Annotated in this window: 12 protein-coding genes; 8 read left to right on the top strand and 4 right to left on the bottom strand. The window is 72.2% G+C overall.

Annotated features, from left to right (window positions below; all coding sequences use genetic code 11):
* Positions 1-7 precede the first annotated feature (7 nt).
* Together ACZ4WQ_RS34685 and ACZ4WQ_RS34680 are read right to left on the bottom strand one after the other, a co-directional pair.
* On the bottom strand, positions 8-1,420 hold the full coding sequence (locus ACZ4WQ_RS34685) for an aspartate aminotransferase family protein (RefSeq protein ID WP_398376243.1): 1,413 nt from the start codon (positions 1,418-1,420) through the stop codon (positions 8-10).
* Between the two features lie 114 nt (positions 1,421-1,534).
* Positions 1,535-2,275 carry a response regulator transcription factor gene (locus ACZ4WQ_RS34680; RefSeq protein WP_398376241.1) on the bottom strand — a complete coding sequence of 247 codons (741 nt, stop codon included), beginning with the start codon at positions 2,273-2,275 and terminating at the stop codon, positions 1,535-1,537.
* A gap of 143 nt (positions 2,276-2,418) precedes the next feature.
* Here ACZ4WQ_RS34680 and ACZ4WQ_RS34675 point away from each other — a divergent pair, with 143 nt between their 5' ends.
* Entirely contained in the window at positions 2,419-3,717 is a 1,299-nt protein-coding gene (locus tag ACZ4WQ_RS34675) for a HAMP domain-containing sensor histidine kinase (RefSeq protein ID WP_468022692.1), read from the top strand.
* Between the two features lie 36 nt (positions 3,718-3,753).
* Here ACZ4WQ_RS34675 and ACZ4WQ_RS34670 read toward each other — a convergent pair whose 3' ends face one another.
* Positions 3,754-4,035, bottom strand: coding sequence for a DUF1876 domain-containing protein (locus ACZ4WQ_RS34670; protein WP_358848670.1), 282 nt, complete (start codon positions 4,033-4,035; stop codon positions 3,754-3,756).
* Positions 4,036-4,437: 402 nt separating this feature from the next.
* Here ACZ4WQ_RS34670 and ACZ4WQ_RS34665 point away from each other — a divergent pair, with 402 nt between their 5' ends.
* The 7 genes from ACZ4WQ_RS34665 to ACZ4WQ_RS34635 all read left to right on the top strand — a co-directional run bounded on the left by ACZ4WQ_RS34665 (position 4,438) and on the right by ACZ4WQ_RS34635 (position 16,603).
* Entirely contained in the window at positions 4,438-6,699 is a 2,262-nt protein-coding gene (locus ACZ4WQ_RS34665) for an MMPL family transporter (RefSeq protein ID WP_385345829.1), read from the top strand.
* Positions 6,700-6,832: 133 nt separating this feature from the next.
* Entirely contained in the window at positions 6,833-8,104 is a 1,272-nt protein-coding gene (locus tag ACZ4WQ_RS34660; protein ID WP_398375626.1) for a sensor histidine kinase, read from the top strand.
* A 149-nt stretch (positions 8,105-8,253) separates the two neighbouring features.
* The gene (locus ACZ4WQ_RS34655; protein ID WP_398375625.1) at positions 8,254-12,468 is read left to right on the top strand and encodes an FtsK/SpoIIIE domain-containing protein; all 4,215 of its coding nucleotides are present in this window, start codon (positions 8,254-8,256) and stop codon (positions 12,466-12,468) included.
* Between the two features lie 124 nt (positions 12,469-12,592).
* Positions 12,593-12,880 (top strand): hypothetical protein, encoded by a 288-nt coding sequence (locus ACZ4WQ_RS34650; RefSeq protein WP_311726971.1) that lies wholly within the window; start codon positions 12,593-12,595, stop codon positions 12,878-12,880.
* Positions 12,881-12,893: 13 nt separating this feature from the next.
* A complete protein-coding gene (locus ACZ4WQ_RS34645) occupies positions 12,894-14,498 on the top strand; it encodes a hypothetical protein (protein ID WP_398375624.1) in 1,605 nt (534 codons plus the stop codon).
* Between the two features lie 77 nt (positions 14,499-14,575).
* A complete protein-coding gene (locus ACZ4WQ_RS34640; RefSeq protein ID WP_311726973.1) occupies positions 14,576-14,857 on the top strand; it encodes a hypothetical protein in 282 nt (93 codons plus the stop codon).
* Between the two features lie 45 nt (positions 14,858-14,902).
* On the top strand, positions 14,903-16,603 hold the full coding sequence (locus tag ACZ4WQ_RS34635) for a protein kinase domain-containing protein (protein ID WP_398375623.1): 1,701 nt from the start codon (positions 14,903-14,905) through the stop codon (positions 16,601-16,603).
* Positions 16,604-16,678: 75 nt separating this feature from the next.
* Here ACZ4WQ_RS34635 and ACZ4WQ_RS34630 read toward each other — a convergent pair whose 3' ends face one another.
* Positions 16,679-17,578 (bottom strand): helix-turn-helix domain-containing protein, encoded by a 900-nt coding sequence (locus tag ACZ4WQ_RS34630; RefSeq protein ID WP_398375621.1) that lies wholly within the window; start codon positions 17,576-17,578, stop codon positions 16,679-16,681.
* Positions 17,579-17,639: the final 61 nt, after the last annotated feature.

Genomic DNA, 17,639 nt, shown 5'->3' with positions numbered 1-17,639 from the left:
GGCCTCCTCAGAAGCCGCCCAGTCCGGCCCGGACCACCGGACCGGAGCGCGCGGAGCGGCGCGAGGCACACGCCGAGACGGCTTCGACGAGGATCGAACAGGCCGTGTCGACGACATCGGCCGTGACATTGAGCGGGGGCAGAATCCGGACCACGGCGTCCTGGCGCCCGCCGCGTTCGACGATGAGCCCGTGTCGCAGCGCATACGTCTGCACCTCGCCCGCGAGCGCGGTCGCGGGCCGGCCGTCGCCGGGGTTCGCCAGCTCGATCCCCCACATCAGGCCGCGGCCCCGCACCTCGCGGACCCACGGGTTGCCCATCAGCTCCCCGAGCCGGTCCGCGACCTGCACCCCCCTGCGCCGGACATTGGCCAGCACATCGTCGCGCCGGACGATGCGGACCGCCTCGGCGCCCGCGGCGAAGGCCAGTTGGTTGCCGCGGAACGTCCCGATGTGCGCCCCCGGCTCCCAGGTGTCCAGAGCCGCGTCGTACAGGATGAGGGCGACCGGCAGGCCCATGCCGCTCAGCGCCTTGGACGCCACGATGACATCCGGCTCGATGCCGTACTGCTCGAACGCGAACCAGGTCCCGGTGCGCCCGCAGCCCGTCTGCACCTCGTCGACGATCATGGGAATGCCCAGCGAGCGGGTCACCTCGCGCACCCGCCGGACGAACTCGGTGCGGGCGACCACGACCCCGCCCTCGCCCTGCACCATCTCCAGGATCACCGCGGCGGGAAGCGGGATGCCGCCCAGATCGTCCCGGAGCGCCCGCTCCAGATAGCCGGCGCAGTCCCGGGCGCAGCTGCCCGGCGCGGGGCCTGCGGGGCACGCGGAGGAGCAGTACGGGAAGAAGTGGACACCGGGCATGCCGTCCCGGACGGGCGCCTTCTGGGACACCAGCCCGCTGACCGCCATGGCGGCGTGGGTGCTGCCGTGGAAGCCGCCGTGGAAGGAGACGATGTCGCCGCGGCCGGTCGCGATCTTGCACAGCTTGAGGGCGGCCTCGACCGCGTTGGCGCCGGTCGGCCCGCAGAAGTGCACCTTGGTCCGCTCCCGCAGCCGCGGGGGCAGCATGGACAGCTGGGCCTCGGTGAAGGCGTCCTTGGCGGGGGTGGGGAAGTCGAGGCCGTGGGTGAGGGTGTCGAGCTGCCGGACCACGCTCTGGACCAGCTCGGGGTGGTTGTGGCCCAGCGAGAGCACACCGGCGCCGCCGAGGAAGTCGATGAAGACGTTTCCGTCGACGTCCCGGACAAAGCTCCCCGACCCCTCGGCCGGCGCGATGGGCAGATGGCGGGGGTAGGTGCGGGCCTGGGACTCCCGTCTCGCCTGATGGGCGAGGAGGGCGTCCGAACCGGGGCCGGGCAGGTCACCGCTGACCTGAGGTCCCATCAGTGTTGCCGTCCGCAGCGACGATGTCATGGTGCCTCCTCGTGGGGAGCCGAGCCGGCCGTCATGTTCACCACCGTAGGAACCCGGCCGTTAAGGCTCGCTGCGACGAAAGTCAGACGACGACAAAACCTCGGAGGGACACGGCTATCGGCTCGAACCGCCCGGTTCGAGCCGATAGCCGTGTCCGCGCAGGGTCGTGAGCTCCGGCAGCTCGAGCGGGACGGGGGAGGCCGCCGCGGCGGTGTGCAGCCGGCGGCGCAGGGAGGACATGGTGACGTCCAGGGTCTTGGTGGGGCCGTACCAGTTCTCGTCCCACACCCGCGCCATCAGCGTCTCGCGCGAGACGGCCTCGCCCGGGTGCTGGGCCAGCACGGCGAGCAGCTCGAACTCCTTGGGGCGCAGTTCCACTTCGCCGTCGCCGAGCCGACAGCGGCGGGCCGCGATGTCCACGGTCAGGTCCCCCAGCCGGACCGGCTCGCCCGAGCCGGGCGGTCCGGCCGGGAGACGGCGCAGATGGGCACGGAGCCGGGCGAGGAGCACGGTCAGCGCGAAGGGCTTGACCAGGTAGTCGTCGGCGCCCGCGTCCAGGCCCGCGATCACGTCGATCTCCTCGCCGCGCGCGGTCAGGATGACGATGAGGAGGTCGGGGAACTCGTCGCGCAGCTCCCGCGCGACCTCGATGCCGTCCACGTCGGGGAGGCCGAGGTCGAGCAGGACGACGTCGAGGGGCAGCCGCCGGGCCTCGGCCAGCCCCGAGCCGCCGGTCCGGCTCCAGGCCACCTGGTAGCCGCTGCCGCGCAGCCCGGTCTCCAGATGTCGTCCGATGATGTCGTCGTCCTCGACGACCAGCACGGATACGGAGTCCTCGGCCCGTGTCGTACGCATGCCCCGAAGCGTAGGCCCTGTCCGGCGGATCCTCGCGCCTTCGGCGGGCGCGCGCCGCCGGGTGGCAGCGGGCGCCGTGGCGACACGCGGTGTCCCGGTCGTGCCGGGCACCTCCAGGGTGGCCGGGTGGTCATGATGGGCGCATGAGGAAGCGCGTGGTGCGCGTGGCGGTGGTCGCGGTCATGGTGGCCCTCGTCCTGCTCGCCACGCCGCTGGCCGTGGGGATCCCGCGGTCCTTCATCGCGGACGAGCGCGGCGAGCTCGAGCGCGCGGCCCTGGCGGCCGCCGTGCGCGTCGGTGCGAAGTCCACGGGGAAGAAACGCTCGGAGCTGCCCCCCGGCGAACGGGATGCCCGGATCGGCCTGTACGACCTCGCCGGCCGACTGCGCGACGGACACGGGCCCGCGACGGCGGACGCGGTGACCCGGCGGGCCATGGCCGGGGTCGTGGCGCGCGGCCGCGACGGCCAGGACCTGGTGGCCGCCGTGCCCGTGTCGACGGCGGAGCGGGTCACCGGTGTGGTCCGCGCGGCGGACGGCACCCAGGGGGTCTGGGCCCGGGTGGGCCTCGCGTGGGCGGCGCTCGTCGGCACCGCCCTGGCCGCGCTGGCCACCGGCGTACTGGTGGCGCGGCATCAGGCGCGCACGCTCTCCGCTCCGCTGGAGGCGCTGTCGGCCACGGCCGTGGCCGTCGCCGGCGGCGATCTGACCGCCCGCGCCGGACGCAGCGCGATCGCCGAGATCGACCAGGTGGCGCGCACCCAGAACACCATGGTCGAGCGGCTGACCACGCTGCTCGAACACGAGCGGCAGTTCAGCGCCAACGCCTCCCACCAGCTCCGTACGCCGCTGGCGGGCCTCCAGCTGGGTCTCGAGGAGGCCGCCGCGGACCCGGGCACGGGTCACCTCAGGCCGGCCGTCGAGGAGGCCCTGGAGCGGTCCCGACACCTTCAGCAGACGGTCGACGAGGTCCTGCGCCTGGCCAGAGCGGCGCCCGGACCGCGGGTCTCCGAGCGGGCCGGGCCGCTCGGAAAGCTGGCCGAGAGCGTGGAGCGCCGCTGGCACGGCGCGTTCGCCGCCGAGGGCCGCCGCCTGGACTTCGCGTTCGAACCGGGCAGCGAGACGATCCGCGTACCGGACCGGACCGCCGAGCAGATCCTGGATGTGCTGCTGGACAACGCGCTCCGGCACGGGAGCGGGACGGTCGGAGTCACGGTGCGGGAGATGACGGGCGCGGTCGCCGTGGACGTGGCCGACGAGGGGTCGCTGGCCCTCGAACCCGGGCTCGTCTTCGCGCGGGGCACCACCACCTCACGCTCCGGCAGCGGCATCGGCCTGCCCCTGGCGCGCGACATGGCGCGGGCGGCCGGGGGCCGGCTCACACTCGTACGGGCGTCGCCGACCACCTTCACCCTGCTGCTGCCGATGCCCGAGGGCGAGTGACGGACGGCGCCGCGCTCAGCGGATCGGGGATCCGCCTCAGCGGTCCATATGCAGTGGGTGCGACGTACGGCCGGACACCGCGTCGATCTCGCCGTGCGCCTTCTCCAGCAACTTCGTCGCCAGCTCGTTGAGCGCCCTGGCGCCCGCGATCTCCTCGCCGACCCGCGGCTGGTTGGAGTCGGCGGGGGCCCGGCTCGCGGCCCCGTGGCCCCGGATCTCGCTCCCGTCGGCGAGCCGGACCAGGGCTGCGGCGCGTGTGTGGCGGGTGTCCTCGTCGAATTCCAACTCGACATGCCATCCCACGCTGGTCTGTGGCATGACGCTCACCTCCGGAATCGCTCCTGCGCGCGTGTGTCCACTCCCCAGCGTGCATCCACTCCCCGGCAGCCGCACAACATGAAACATCCACTTAGTTAGGTGAGGCATACCTAACTTCCCTCTAAATGCTGTGGCGCATGGACATCTGGGAACCGACGGCTCGCCGTGGCCGCGGGTGGCCATCCCCGGGGACGGGGTGGCCGTGGGCGCCGTCGCCTCCCTCGCGGAGGTGCTGACCGGCTGAGGCCGGGGCCGACGGGGGTCATGCCCGGGAACGACCCGGCGGGCGGCCGGTACTGCGTTCTCAGTACCCCCGATTGTCGGCAGCCGCATGACGACGGGCGGGCCGCGCGCCGGGAGCCTGGAGAGGTACCCGAGTTCAGATGTGGAGACCTCCGTCCCGTGGCTGCTTATCTCTATCGACTGGGCCGTCTGGCCTTCCGACGACGCTGGTGGGTGACCCTGCTGTGGGTGGCCGTGCTGGCGGCCGTCGGCTTCGGCGCGGTCAAGGCGCCGGCCGCCCCCGACACCGGGAACTCGATGCCCGGCATCGAGTCCCAGAAGGCGTTCGACCTGATGGACCAGCGCTTCCCCGGTGCCAAGGCCGACGGGGCGAACGCCCGGATCGTCTTCGTCGCCCCGCACGGGGAGAAGGTCACCGCGGCCGACAACCGGGCGGCCGTCGAGAAGGTCGTGCACGAGGTGTCCGGCGGTCCGCAGGTCGCCGGCGCGGTGGACCCCTTCCAGGCGCGGGCCGTCAGCAAGGACGCGGGGACGGCATACGCGACCGTCACCTACAAGGTTGCGGCCGACGACCTCACCGACGCCGCCAAGAAGACCTTGGAGGACGCCGTCCAGCAGGCCCGGGACGCGGGGCTGACCGTCGAGGTCGGCGGCAACGCGCTGGCGACCCAGCCCGCGGCGGGCGGGGCCGCCGAGGGCATCGGCATCGTCATCGCCGCGGCCGTGCTGCTGATCACCTTCGGCTCGCTGGCCGCCGCGGGGCTCCCGCTGCTGACCGCGATCGTCGGCGTCGGCGTCTCCATGGCCTCGATCATGGCGCTGGCCAGCACCTTCGGCCTGTCCGGCACCACCGGCACGCTCGCCTCGATGCTGGGGATCGCGGTCGGCATCGACTACGCCATGTTCGTGGTCTCGCGCTACCGCGAGGAGCGGGCCCGGGGACACGAGCCCGAGGAGGCGGCCGGGCTGGCCGCGGGCACGGCCGGGTCGGCGGTGGTCTTCGCCGGGCTCACCGTCGTGATCGCGCTGGCCGGGCTGTCGGTGGTCGGCATCCCGATGCTGACCAAGATGGGCCTGGCCGCCGCGGGCGCGGTCGCGATCGCCGTCGTCATCGCGCTGACCCTGGTGCCGGCGCTGCTCGCCTTCCTCCCGCGGGCCGTGCTGTCGCGCTCCGCCCGGCGGGACGCGAAGAACAAGGACGGGAAGAACAAGGACGCGAAGGCCAAGCGCGCGAAGGCCAAGGAGGGCGGCGAGCACAACGGGGGCAGCCGCTGGGCCCGGTTCGTACTGCGCCGCCCCCTGCCCGTACTGCTGGCCGCCGTGGCCGGGCTCGGCGCGATCGCGCTCCCGGTGACGGGCCTCCAGCTGGGCATGCCCGGGGACGAGGCCAAGTCCACCTCGACCACGGAGCGCCGCGCCTACGACGCGCTCGCCGAGGGCTTCGGCCCCGGCTTCAACGGACCGCTGACCATCGTCGTCGACGCCAAGGGCACCGCCGACGCGAAGGGCGCCGTACACAGGATCACCGACAGGATCGGCGCCACCAAGGGTGTCGTCTCCGTCTCCCCGGCCCGGTTCAACGCCGCGGGCGACACCGCGGTCTTCTCCGCCACGCCGTCCACCGCCCCCACCGACGAGAAGACCAAGGACCTGGTGCGCACCATCCGCGCCGAACGGCCCGCACTCGAGTCCGCCACCCATGCGAGCTTCGAGGTCACCGGCTCCACCGCGGTGAACATCGACGTCGCCCAGAAGGTGCAGGACGCGCTGATCCCCTATCTCGCGGTCGTGGTGGGCCTCGCCTTCGTGCTTCTGCTCGTGGTGTTCCGCTCCCTCCTGGTGCCCATCAAGGCGGCGGCCGGGTTCCTGCTGTCGGTGCTCGCCGCCTTCGGCGCGGTGGTCGCGGTCTTCCAGTGGGGCTGGGGCGCCGACCTCCTCGGCGTGGAGCAGACCGGCCCGATCATGAGCCTGATGCCGATCTTCCTGGTGGGCATCGTCTTCGGTCTCGCCATGGACTACGAGGTCTTCCTGGTCACGCGCATGCGCGAGGCGTACGTCCACGGGGACCGGCCCGGCCAGGCGATCGTCACCGGGTTCCGGCACAGCGCCCGGGTGGTGGTGGCGGCCGCACTGATCATGATGGCCGTGTTCTCCGGGTTCGTGGGCTCCGCCGAATCCATGATCAAGATGATCGGGTTCGGCCTCGCCATCGCCGTCCTGTTCGACGCGTTCGTCGTCCGCATGGCGCTGGTGCCCGCCGTCCTCGCCCTGCTCGGCGACCGCGCCTGGTGGCTGCCGCGCTGGCTGGACAGGGTGCTGCCGAACATCGACGTGGAGGGCGAGGCGCTCAGCCGCCGCTCCCCCGCCGCCGCGCTCCCGGCCCCCGACACCACGCCGGACCGGGAATCGGCACACGTCTGACCCGACAGACGCCTGATTCGACAGACGCCGCCCCGCGCCCCGAGGGCCGCCCGTGGTCACGAACCCGGGCGGCCGTCGGCCGTTCGTGCCCGGCGTCGTCCACCATGGACCCAGGCCCCGACCGGAGAACCCGATGACCAGCAGTCTGGAGCGCTATACGGAGCGCCATCACCTCGCCGTCGACGTGTTCGTGGCCGGGGTGCTGTTCGGCCTCGTCGTCCTCGGCGCCGGACTCGGCATGCCCGGCAACGCCCCGCCGTCGTTGGGCCCGGCCCTGCTGCTTGCGGGTATCTCCAGCGCCGCCCTGGTGGGATGTCGCAGCCACCCGCGCACCTCCGTCGCCGTGACGGCGGCCTGTGTCGCGGCCGCGAGCGCGGTCGGCTATCTGCTCACCCCCCTGCTGCTGGCCCCGGTCCTGATGGCGCTCTACTGGCTGGCGGTGCTCACCGAGCGGAAGATCACCTACTCCTACTGCCTCGCCACCATCGCCGCGCTGGTGACCACCGCGATGGTCGCCGACCCCGTCAACCACGCGCTGGTGCTCAAGACCATCGGCCCGGCCGTGTGGCTGCTGCTGCCCGTCGCCGCCGGCCGCGCGGTCCGGATACGGCGCGCCTATACGGACGCCGTCATGGACGCCGCACAGGCCCGCGCCGAACACGCCGAGCGCACCCGCGACGAGGAGGCGCGGCACCGCGTCGCCGAGGAGCGCATGCGCATCGCCCGCGAGCTGCACGACGTGGTCGCCCACCACCTGGCCCTGGCCAACGCCCAGGCGAGCACCGCCGCGCATCTCGCCCGGAACAACCCCGACCAGGCCCACAAGATCCTCACCGGCCTGGCCTCCACCACCTCCTCCGCGCTGCGCGAACTCAAGGCCACCGTCGGCCTGCTGCGCCAGACGGACGACCCGGACGCGCCCCTGGAGCCCAGCCCCGGACTCGCCCGGCTCCCCGAGCTGACCGACGCGTTCGCCTCCGCCGGGCTCCCGGTCACGGTCACCACGCACGGCGAGCCGCGGCGGCTCTCTCCGGGAGTGGATCTGACGGCGTTCCGGATCGTGCAGGAGGCCCTCACCAACGTCACCAAGCACGCCGCCGCGCACACCGCGCACGTACGGCTCAGCTACTCCCGCGACCGGCTGACCATCGGCGTCACCGACGACGGAACCGCGGCTACGGACACGGCGGCCGCGCCGGCCCCCGGACACGGCTTCGGCCTCATCGGCATGCGCGAGCGCGCGCATTCGGTGGGCGGCGCCCTCACCGCGGGCCGCCGCCCGGAAGGCGGCTTCGAGGTCACCGCCGAACTGCCGTTGCACCCCGACGGACCGGCACCCGCACCCGAGCCGGACCCCATGCCGGAGCCGGACCCCGCGCCGGAGCCGGGGGAACAGGGAGCCTGAACCAGGAAGCCCGACGCGCCGCCGACTCGCCGCGACGGGATTGCGCGCACGGTCAACGACTGTGCGCTCGCTGTCAATGCCTTCCGGCCGGGCCTGCGCCAGACTCGACGCGCCCCTTCATCCCCTGACCCCTCTGGAGGGACTGCGCGGTGCGGATCGTCTATGCCGACGGTGAGACCGAACGGGAGATGGAACTGCGCGTCGGCCGGCCGAACGCCACGCTGGCCGACCTCGCCGCGGCCCTGGACATCCCGGCGAGCGGGCTGAGCATCGACGGCAGGACGGCACCGCCGGAGACCGGGCTGAGCGAGTCCGGTCTCGCCCACGGCTCACGGGTGGCCCGCGCGGGCTGGGGCTCTGCCGGCGGGCCGCGCGTGGCGGCCGCCGTGCTGCGGGTGGTCGGTGGGCTGGAGGCCGGGCGCAGCGTTCCGCTGCGGGTGGGCAGGGTGGTCATCGGCCGGGGCGCCGAGGCGGATGTGCGGTTCGTGGCCGCGGGGGTGTCCCGACTGCACGCCGCGCTGGAGGTCTCGGCCGATGGGCAGGTGCACATCGCCGACCTGAACACGGTCAACGGCACGGATGTGTGCGGCGAGCGGATCTCCAAGGCCGTCCGGGTCCAGCCGGAGGACCTGGTCTCGCTCGGTGGCGAGGTGCAGCTGCGCATCCTGCCGCCCGACCGCATCGGCCCCGTGCAGCGGGTCAACGCGGTCCGGGAGGTGGGCCCCGGCGGCACCCTGCCCTTCAACCGCCCGCCGCGCGGCGGCAGGCCGGGCGAACCGCCGCGGATCGCCGCCCCCGAGCCGCCACCGAGCGCCAACAAGGCTCCGTTCTCCATCTCCAGCATGCTGGGTCCGCTGGTCCTGGCCGGCACGATCGTCGCCCTCACCGGCGATATCCGCTACGCGGCCATCGCGGCGCTCACCCCCCTGATGTTCCTGGGGAACTTCCTGGAGGAGCGGCTGCGGGGCCGGTTCTCCTTCCGGCGCGGGATGCGGGACCACACCGCCCGGGTCGCGGAGTTCGAGCAGACCGTGGCCGCTCGCCACGCGGCCGAGATCCGTACCCGCCGGGCCGCCCACCCCGACCCGGCGGAGGTGGTCCACCGGGCCACCGCGCCGGGGGTGGCCCTGTGGGAACGGCGCCCCGGCGCGCCGGACTTCCTCAGGACGGTGGTGGGCAGCGCCGATCTGTCCTGGTCTCCACCGCTGGAGACGGGCTCCTCGGGACCGGCGCCCGAGGTGGCGGACATCCTGGGCGAGCGGTGTGTGCTGCCGCAGGTGCCGGTGGTGGTCGGGGTGTCGGCCGGTGAGGCTGTGGGGTTCGAGGGGGACCGCCGGGCGTCCCTCGCCATCGTCCGGTCCCTGCTGTGCCAGGCGGTGGTGGGGAGCGGTCCGGCGGATGTGACGCTGGCGGTGTTCGCCGACCCGGAGCGGCTCGCCGACTGGGACTGGACGAAGTGGCTGCCGCACGGCACGGATCCGCAGTCGGGCACGGCGCGGCTGGTGGCGGTCGGGCCGGAGCAGTCCGACGCGCTGGCCCGCCATCTGCTCGCCGCAGCGCCCCGGCGTGCGGAGGGCGGCGCCGGCCCGGTGCTGCTGGTGGTCGTGGACGGCGCCACGCTGCTGGAGGGCCGCCCCTGTCCGCTGCGGGAGCTGCTCGCGGACCGCGCGCTGAGCTGCGGCGCCCTGGTCCTCACCACCCGGCTGCCCGCCCTGTGCACCTCGGTGGTCACCGCCTCGGCGGAGGGCCGTGGCCGGGTGCGCGACGTGGCCTCCGACGAGGTGGTGTCCGATGTGCTGCTGGGCGGCATGCCGGCGGCCGAGGCGCGCGCCACCGCCAGGGCGCTGGCCCGCTTCGAGGACCCGGAGCTGCGGATCGAGGGCGCGGGGCTGCCGGACCGGATCTCCCTGCTGCCGCTGCTGGACCTGGCCGCCGTCTCCGGGGACGAGGTCGGTCACCGGTGGAAGACCCGCGCTCCGGCGCTGCGGGTGCAGGCCGTGCTCGGGGTCAGCGAGCGCGACCTGTTCACCGTGGACCTCGACGACGACGGGCCGCATGCGCTGATCGCCGGGACCACCGGCTCCGGCAAGAGCGAGCTGCTGCGCACCCTCATCGCGAGCATGGCCACCGACGCCGACCCCGAGCATCTGACCTTCGCGCTGGTGGACTACAAGGGCGGCGGCGCCCTGGACGAGTGCGCCGAACTCCCGCACACCGTGGGCCTGGTCACCGACCTCGACGAGCAGCTCGGCGAGCGCGCCCTGCGCTGTCTGGAGGCCGAGATCCACCACCGCGAGCGACTGCTGCGCGAGGTGGGGCTCGGCCACATCCGTGACTACCAGCGGCTGCGCGACACCGGGGACGGGGACATGGAGCCGATGCCCCGGCTCGCCGTGGTGATCGACGAGTTCGCCACCCTGGTCAAGGCCCTGCCGGACTTCGTCGACTCGCTGGTGAGCATCGCCCAGCGCGGCCGCAGCCTCGGCGTCCACCTGATCATGGCCACCCAGCGGCCCGCCGGCTCGGTCAACGACGCCATCAAGAACAACGTCAAACTCCGTATCGCGCTGCGACTTGAGAGCACCGGGGACTCGCAGGACGTCATCGACAGCCCGGCCGCGGCCGGGATCGGCACCCGCCAGTGGGGACGCGCCTTCTACCGGCTCAGCGCGCGAGAGGTGCTGCCGGTGCAGACCGCGCTGTCCACCGGGGTCACCACGCAGGCCGCGGTGACCGCCCCGGTGACGATCGCGCCGTTCATCCTGGGCATGCCGGTCCTGGTGGCGGCCACCGACGGCACAGAGGGCGAGACCGATCTGCGACGGCTGGTCAAGGCCGCGCGGCAGGCCGCCGACCTCTCCGGATTCGCCCCGCCGCGGCGGCCCTGGCCCGACCCGCTGCCCGGTGTCCTGCACCGCGCGGACCTTCCGCCGGTCGCCGAACAGGGCCTGCACACCGAGGCCGCCGGGCTGCCCGCCTGGGCGCTCGCCGACGACCCCGACCGGCAGCGCCAGTACGCGGTCGGCTGGGACCCGGCCGCGGGAAACCTGCTGATCTACGGCTCCGGCGGCTCCGGCACCTCCACCGCGCTCGCCTCGCTCGCCCTCTCCGCCACCGGCACCGAACCGCCCGACCGGCTGCACGTCTTCGCCCTCGACATGGGCGCGGGCGACCTGGCCCCGCTGGCCGCGCTGCCACACACCGGCGCCCATATCGGGTCCGGCGAGCGCGAGCGGCAGAACCGGCTGATCAAGCTGTTGCGCCGGGAGCTGGACGAGCGCAAGTCCCGCGGCCCGGCCGGCTCCCCGGACTGGCTGGTGCTGCTGGACAACCTCGGCGCCCTGATCTCGGACTTCGACAAGGACGTGGCGGGGATGAACCTGATCGACGAGCTCGCCCGTGTCTACGCGGACGGCCCCGCGGTCGGCATCCGGTTCGCCGTCAGCGCCGACCGCTCCGGCGCCGTGCCCTCGGCCTGGTCCGCCCTGACCCAGACCAAGCTGCTGCTGCGGCTGGCCGACCCCGGCGAGTACGGATACTTCGACGTACCGCGCAACGCGGTCCCCACGTACGTGCCGGGCCGGGCTCTCGTGGCCGCCAACCGGCAGGTGATCCAGATCGGCTGGCCGGGCGAGGACCTGGCGGCGGCCGTCGCGGACACGGCCGCCCGGTGGACCGGCGCCGAGCGCACCGCCCCGGCGGTCGGGCTGCTGCCCACCGACGTCCCCGCCACCGCGCTCACGACACCGCCTCAGACCGCCACCGACCCCTGGTGGCTCCCGGTCGGCCTGGACTCCGACACGCTCGGCTGCGCCGGGCTGCGGATGTACGAGCGCGAACACGCCCTGATCGCCGGGCCGCAGCGGTCCGGCCGCAGCACGGCCCTGTGCACCGTCGCCCGTCTCGTGATGTCCTCCGCCGACGCCCCACCCGCGGTCGTCGGCTTCGCCCCGCGCCGCTCCCCGCTGCGCGACCTGCCCGGCCTGACCGCCCTGGCCACCACGTACGACGACCTCGAACAGACCCTCGCCGCCCTCCCCCTGGACCGGCCCGCCCTCCTCCTGGCCGATGACGCCGACACGGTGGACGACGAACGCGGCTTCCTGGAACAGTGGCTGTCCTTCCCCGCCACCGGCCACCACCTGATCGCCGCCGGCCGCGCCGACGCCCTGCGCCGCGCCTACGGCCACTGGACCCAACGCGCCCGCGACAGCCGCTGCGGTGTCCTCCTGTGTCCCGACCACGACCTCGACGGCGACCTGCTGGGCACCGAACTGCCCCGCCACGACCGCATGGCCCCGCTGCCGGGCCGTGGCTACCTCGTGGTGGACGGCGTGGCGGCGGGCGTGCAGGTGGCGAACTGACCCGTGCTCGCCCGCATATGACTCATTGCGCTGAACGCACATGGACAGTGCACCCGAGGTCAATGACACGGGGCAGGCCGGGACCGGAGAATTCACGAGTGAGCCACACAGAGGGAACTGACTGATGCCACCGAAGTACGACTTCGCCGCCGCCGAGCGGCTCAGTCAGCAGCTTTCCCAGCTCATCCAGAAGCTGGACTCGTTTATTTGGCTGCGCCTGAGCAAGAAAGACAATCTTCTCGGCGGCCAGCACAGCGACAACTGGCAGGGCACGAAGCGCGACCGTTTCCAAACCGACTTCTTGCGCCAGCAGGCGGCGCTCACCGAAGTCAGGAACGCGGCTATCAGAGTCCAGTCGCAAGTGACCCAGGCGACCGAGGCGGCGCACGCCGCCGAGAAGAACAAGCGGTAGGTATGACAGCGACATGACGACTGTGTCCGCGATTCCGGAAAACCTCTTCAATTATTCCGATACGTGCACCAACGGCGCCGAGCAGGTGCAGACCTGGGTCCGCAATGTACTGACCCCCGCGGTCACGGCATACCAAAACGGCGGGGGGTGCGTGACAGCCATTGACGTGGACACCGCCAAGCAACTGGCGGCCGCGTATTACACGGACCGGGACGTGAGGACCGTCGGCCAGGCGTTCCTGCAGGCCGGAGGCGTTCTCGTACGAGGGCGGAACCAGCCGATCCACGCCAACGAGAAGACCGTCAACGCGGCCTTTACGAAACTACAGACAGAGGCCGCGCGCCAGCAGACGGAGGCCGCACACCAAGTCCAGATCAACGCGGGCGCAGCGCTCGCCAAGCGCCTGATGGGCGCCAAGCCCGTCGAAGTCACCGGCATCATCAGGGAACTCGCCAAGCACGGCAATGACCCCTACTTCAGCGCGGGTTTCTACAACAATCTGGATGAGCAGCACATCGAGACCGCGATGGCACAAGGAGGCATTCCGGCGCTGGTGAGCGCCTATTCGAGCGGCGTGCTGGACAAGAAGGTCTACGACTCGGTCAACACACGGCTCGCGAGACCCATTCAAAACGTCCGCTTCGCGGTGAACCTGCAAGACCACTACATGACCGCGGCCCAGAAGCTCCAGTTCCTGAACAGCATCGGCGCCAACCCGGTGGCGGCCCGGAACTTCGCGGACCATCTGACGTCCGGGCAGCTGCGTCAGCTCTTCTACGGCCCCGCGTCGGAGATCCCCGGGCTCCGCGGCAGCCTGACCAAGGCGCTCACCGTGGCCATGTGGCAGCAGTCCGGTCAGTCGCAGGCCCGGGCGCTGATGCACAAAGTCTCGGACGGGCTGTTCGGCGACGGCACACCGAAACTGACTCACCACCAGATGCAGCAGCTGATCGGCCCCCTGATGGAGTTCTATTCGGCGGGCATCACGCAAAGTCTCGTTCCTCCGCCAGGAGATGACCCCATCGCCCTTCGACGCTGGGCCGAAGGGCTGGGCAGGCAGAACGGCCAGGACCTCGGCCTGTTCCTGAAGGCGGCGAACGAAACCGGTGACGAGCACGAGCTGGTGAAGAGCATGATCCAGGGAGGGTACGTCAACGTGCTCTTCATGCCGACAGGGATTCTCGCGCCGGAACTACTCGTCGGCAATATCGCCTTCACCGCGGGAGTGGGGGCCATGCAGAGCCTGTATTCGTCGGAGGACCCGCTGACGGGCCTGCTGGACAAGCTGTTTCCCGGCGGAAGTCATGCGGACACTTCATTGCTCAATGATCGCCTTGCAGTCGGCGGGCTTTCCCTCGCCGTCAGTTCTTTGATCTCTCAAGGTCTCGTCCACCCCGTGGGATCGGACGTTCCCGTGAAGTTCGGCAGCGACCCTGTCGCCAACGCCGAACTCGTCAAAAAGATCATGCTCAATGGGGACGACTACGCGGCGGGCCAGAAGGACTTCCAAGGCCATCTGCCACCGTCCATCACCGACCTGACACACGGCTACCGGGATCTCGAACTCGGCGAAGTCAACGACGCACTCGGCAATCCCGACTACAAGCCACCGGAGTAGGCCCCGAGCCGACCCCGGCGCACCCATCACCATCACCAAGAAATACACATCACCAAGAAATACAGGAGAAACTCACCATGGCAGGCACAGTCAAGGTCGACGACGCGGCGCACTCCGCCAGCCGCAAGTTCCTCGGCATCATCGACGGCGGTTTCCAGCAGTCCATCAGCCAGCTCTCCGCCGCCGGGAACATCCTCAGCGACCAGAGCCACTGGGACGGCAAGCACGCCGCCGAGTTCCGCTCCGCCTGGAGCGGCGCCCAGGCCGACCTGAACAAGATCAAGCAGTCCCTGGACGAGTTCCAGCGGAAGTTCGACGCGGTCCTGAGGAACATCTCCACGGCCGGCGGCAACGGCTGACCGAGCCCAAGCGCGTCCCAGCAGGAACTCCATAAGGAAACTCCCATGTCTGAGAGGGACCCGGTCCACCCCTGGACCGGAGAGCTGAGCCCCGCCGACCTCGAACGCCTCGGCGCCGAACCGCTGCGGCGGTCGGACCCGGTGGCGATCGGGCCCTACCGGGTGCTCGCGCGCCTGGGGGGCGGGGGAATGGGCCGGCTCTACCTCGGGCGGGAAGCGGGCGCGGAGGGGGAGGCGTCGGCCCCGTACGGGGCCGACGCGCTGGTGGCCGTCAAGGTCATCCGGCCGGAGCACGCCGAGGACCCGAAGTTCCGGCGCCGGTTCGAGCGCGAGGTCGAGGTCGTACGGCGGGTCCACGGGAAGTACACCGCGGGGCTGCTCAATTCGGGCTTCGACGAGGAGGAGCGGCTGTGGATGGCCACCGCGTTCGTCCCGGGGCCGAGCCTCGACGACGCGGTGCGCCGCTTCGGCCCGCTGCCCGCCCCGGTCGTATGGCGGCTGGCGGCTGAGATCGGGGAGGCGCTCGCCACGATCGCCTCCGCCGGCATCGTGCACCGCGACCTCAAGCCGTCCAACGTCCTGCTGGGCGCGGACGGGGCGCGGGTGATCGACTTCGGGGTGGCCCACACCACCGACGCCAGCGTGCTCACCATGACCGGCCAGCACGTGGGCACCCCCGCGTTCATGTCACCCGAGCAGGCCGACGGCCGCGCGGCGAGCACCGCTTCGGACGTCTTCTCGCTCGGCTCGGTCCTGGCGCACGCCGCGACCGGCAGAACGCCGTTCGGCGAGGGATCGACCGCCGATGTCATCCACCGCGTGGTCTACTCGCCGCCGAGCGAGGACGTGCTCGCCAAGGTGGTGGAGTGCGATCCGGCCCTGGCGGAGCTGGTCGGCCGCTGTCTGGACAAGACCGTGGAGGGGCGGCCGAACCCGCAGGAGGTCGTCGACGCGGCGCGGCGGCACGCCCCGGCCCAGGAGTGGCCCGCGCCGCTCGCGGAGCTGATCGGCTCACGTTCCGAGTGGACCGGGCACGCCGTCGCGGTGTCGCCCATGAACCAGCTGACGATCCTTCGCCGCGGCGCCCCGGAGCGCACGCTGCGGCCGGCGGAGCCCAAGCGACGCCGCGGCCTGGCCCTGGCCGCGGCCGCGGCGGTCGTCGCCGTGGCCGTCGGGGTGGTGGCCTTCGTCGTGCCGGGGATGGGGTCCTCGGACGACGGGCAGAAGGGCGCCTCCGCGACGGTCTCGCAGTCCGCTCAGCACCCGTCGGCGTCGAAGTCTCCCGCGGCGAAGCACTCGGCGAAGCCGTCGCCGGGGACGACGTCCGTCCCCGCGAATGCATCGGGGGGCGGAGATGGAGGTGGTGGTGGCGGCGGTGGTGGATCCGAGGAGAGCCGGCCCCCTGCCAACCAGAAGCAGCCGACCAAGGTCATAACCAAGATCGTCACGCCCACCGCTGATACGCCCAAGCAGTCACAGCCTCCGCCCAAGACCTCGTCGCCGAAGCCGTGGAAGTCCTGCCACTACTACTCCGGCACCGCGCTCACCATGCAGGGCAGCAGCGGAAATCCCGTCCGCCAGGTGCAGTGCATCCTCAAGGCCCGGGGGTACGACATCGGACCCCACGGCGTCGACGGGCAGTTCGGCCCCGACACGAAGGCAGCGGTCATAGCCTTTCAGCGGGATCACCACCTTCATGACGACGGCAAAGTGGGAGAGGACACCTGGCCGGCGCTCCGCGCCTGAGCGGAAGCACCGCAGAAACGCCACGACTGAGCCGGCGGTCCCCCGCCGGCTCAGCCACAACACCGAAGGCGACCGCTATCGGCCCCCCACGGGCACACCCTCACGCCTGCGGTACTCGCCGGGCGTGATCCCGTACTCCTTCTTGAAGGCCCGGTTGAACACCGCCGCGTCCTGGAAACCCCACTGCACCCGGATCGCGGCCATGCTCTGCCCCGCGAGGCAGGGGTCCGTCAGATCGGCCCGGCAGCGCTCCAGCCGCCGCTCGCGGACGAATCCGCCGACCGTCCGCTCGTCCTGCCGGAACAGATGGTGCAGATAGCGGACCGAGATGTGATGCGCAGTGGCGATCGCCGTAGGCGACAAGTCAGGATCGCCGAGATTGCGGTCGATATACGACTTGATCTCCCCGAGGAGCGCGGCCTGCCGCGGCAGTGGCCCCGCCTCGTCGCACCGCTCGGCCACGCTGCTCAGGAACGCCACCGCGAGGTCGACCGCAGCGCGCCCCAGCCAGGCGGCCTGCGGAAACTCGATCGGCGCGGCGGGTCCCGCAAGCCCTTCCAGGAACCGCGCGAGGAGCGCCGCCGGGCCCGTCTCCGAGGACACCGGCCGCGCCGCCACACCGCGCAGCGCCAGGTGCGGCAGCGACAGCGCGCTCCCCGGCAGATGCAGAACCATCGCCCGGGGTGGGCGGGCCCGGTCGGCGGCCGCCGCGTCGAACGGCTCCCATGGGTCCCACAGCACCAGTTGGCCGGGGTCCAGCCGGGTCGCGTCGAACCCCCGGCCCAGCGTCAGCGGCCCCTCGGACACCAGGATCAGCCGCCACATCCGCGGACCGCCGCTCCGGGCGGGCCGGTCGGCGTGCGACGGGGCCGATACGGAAAGCGCCGGAAAACGCAGCACGGTCATCCGCACCGGCCCCAGCTCCCATTCGGTCCGGTGCCCGGGCCGGTCACGAACGACCGCGGAGGAGGTCATCTGCCGCGGCGAGCGCACAAGCGATTGCAAAGTAATGGTGTTACCTTTCCCCGTCCCTGCT

Source organism: Streptomyces sp. NPDC028305 (assembly GCF_055569495.1).
This window is presented reverse-complemented; position numbering and strand designations above follow the sequence as displayed.

Bases quoted from the DNA above. Each gene is read 5' to 3' on its own strand.
- ACZ4WQ_RS34685 (WP_398376243.1), bottom strand. From the start codon at position 1,420: ATGACATCGTCGCTGCGGACGGCAACACTGATGGGACCTCAGGTCAGC.
- ACZ4WQ_RS34640 (WP_311726973.1), top strand. From the start codon at position 14,576: ATGGCAGGCACAGTCAAGGTCGACGACGCGGCGCACTCCGCCAGCCGC.
- ACZ4WQ_RS34670 (WP_358848670.1), bottom strand. From the start codon at position 4,035: ATGCCACAGACCAGCGTGGGATGGCATGTCGAGTTGGAATTCGACGAG.
- ACZ4WQ_RS34660 (WP_398375626.1), top strand. From the start codon at position 6,833: ATGACCAGCAGTCTGGAGCGCTATACGGAGCGCCATCACCTCGCCGTC.
- ACZ4WQ_RS34645 (WP_398375624.1), top strand. From the start codon at position 12,894: ATGACGACTGTGTCCGCGATTCCGGAAAACCTCTTCAATTATTCCGAT.
- ACZ4WQ_RS34650 (WP_311726971.1), top strand. From the start codon at position 12,593: ATGCCACCGAAGTACGACTTCGCCGCCGCCGAGCGGCTCAGTCAGCAG.
- ACZ4WQ_RS34675 (WP_468022692.1), top strand. From the start codon at position 2,419: ATGAGGAAGCGCGTGGTGCGCGTGGCGGTGGTCGCGGTCATGGTGGCC.
- ACZ4WQ_RS34635 (WP_398375623.1), top strand. From the start codon at position 14,903: ATGTCTGAGAGGGACCCGGTCCACCCCTGGACCGGAGAGCTGAGCCCC.
- ACZ4WQ_RS34680 (WP_398376241.1), bottom strand. From the start codon at position 2,275: ATGCGTACGACACGGGCCGAGGACTCCGTATCCGTGCTGGTCGTCGAG.
- ACZ4WQ_RS34630 (WP_398375621.1), bottom strand. From the start codon at position 17,578: ATGACCTCCTCCGCGGTCGTTCGTGACCGGCCCGGGCACCGGACCGAA.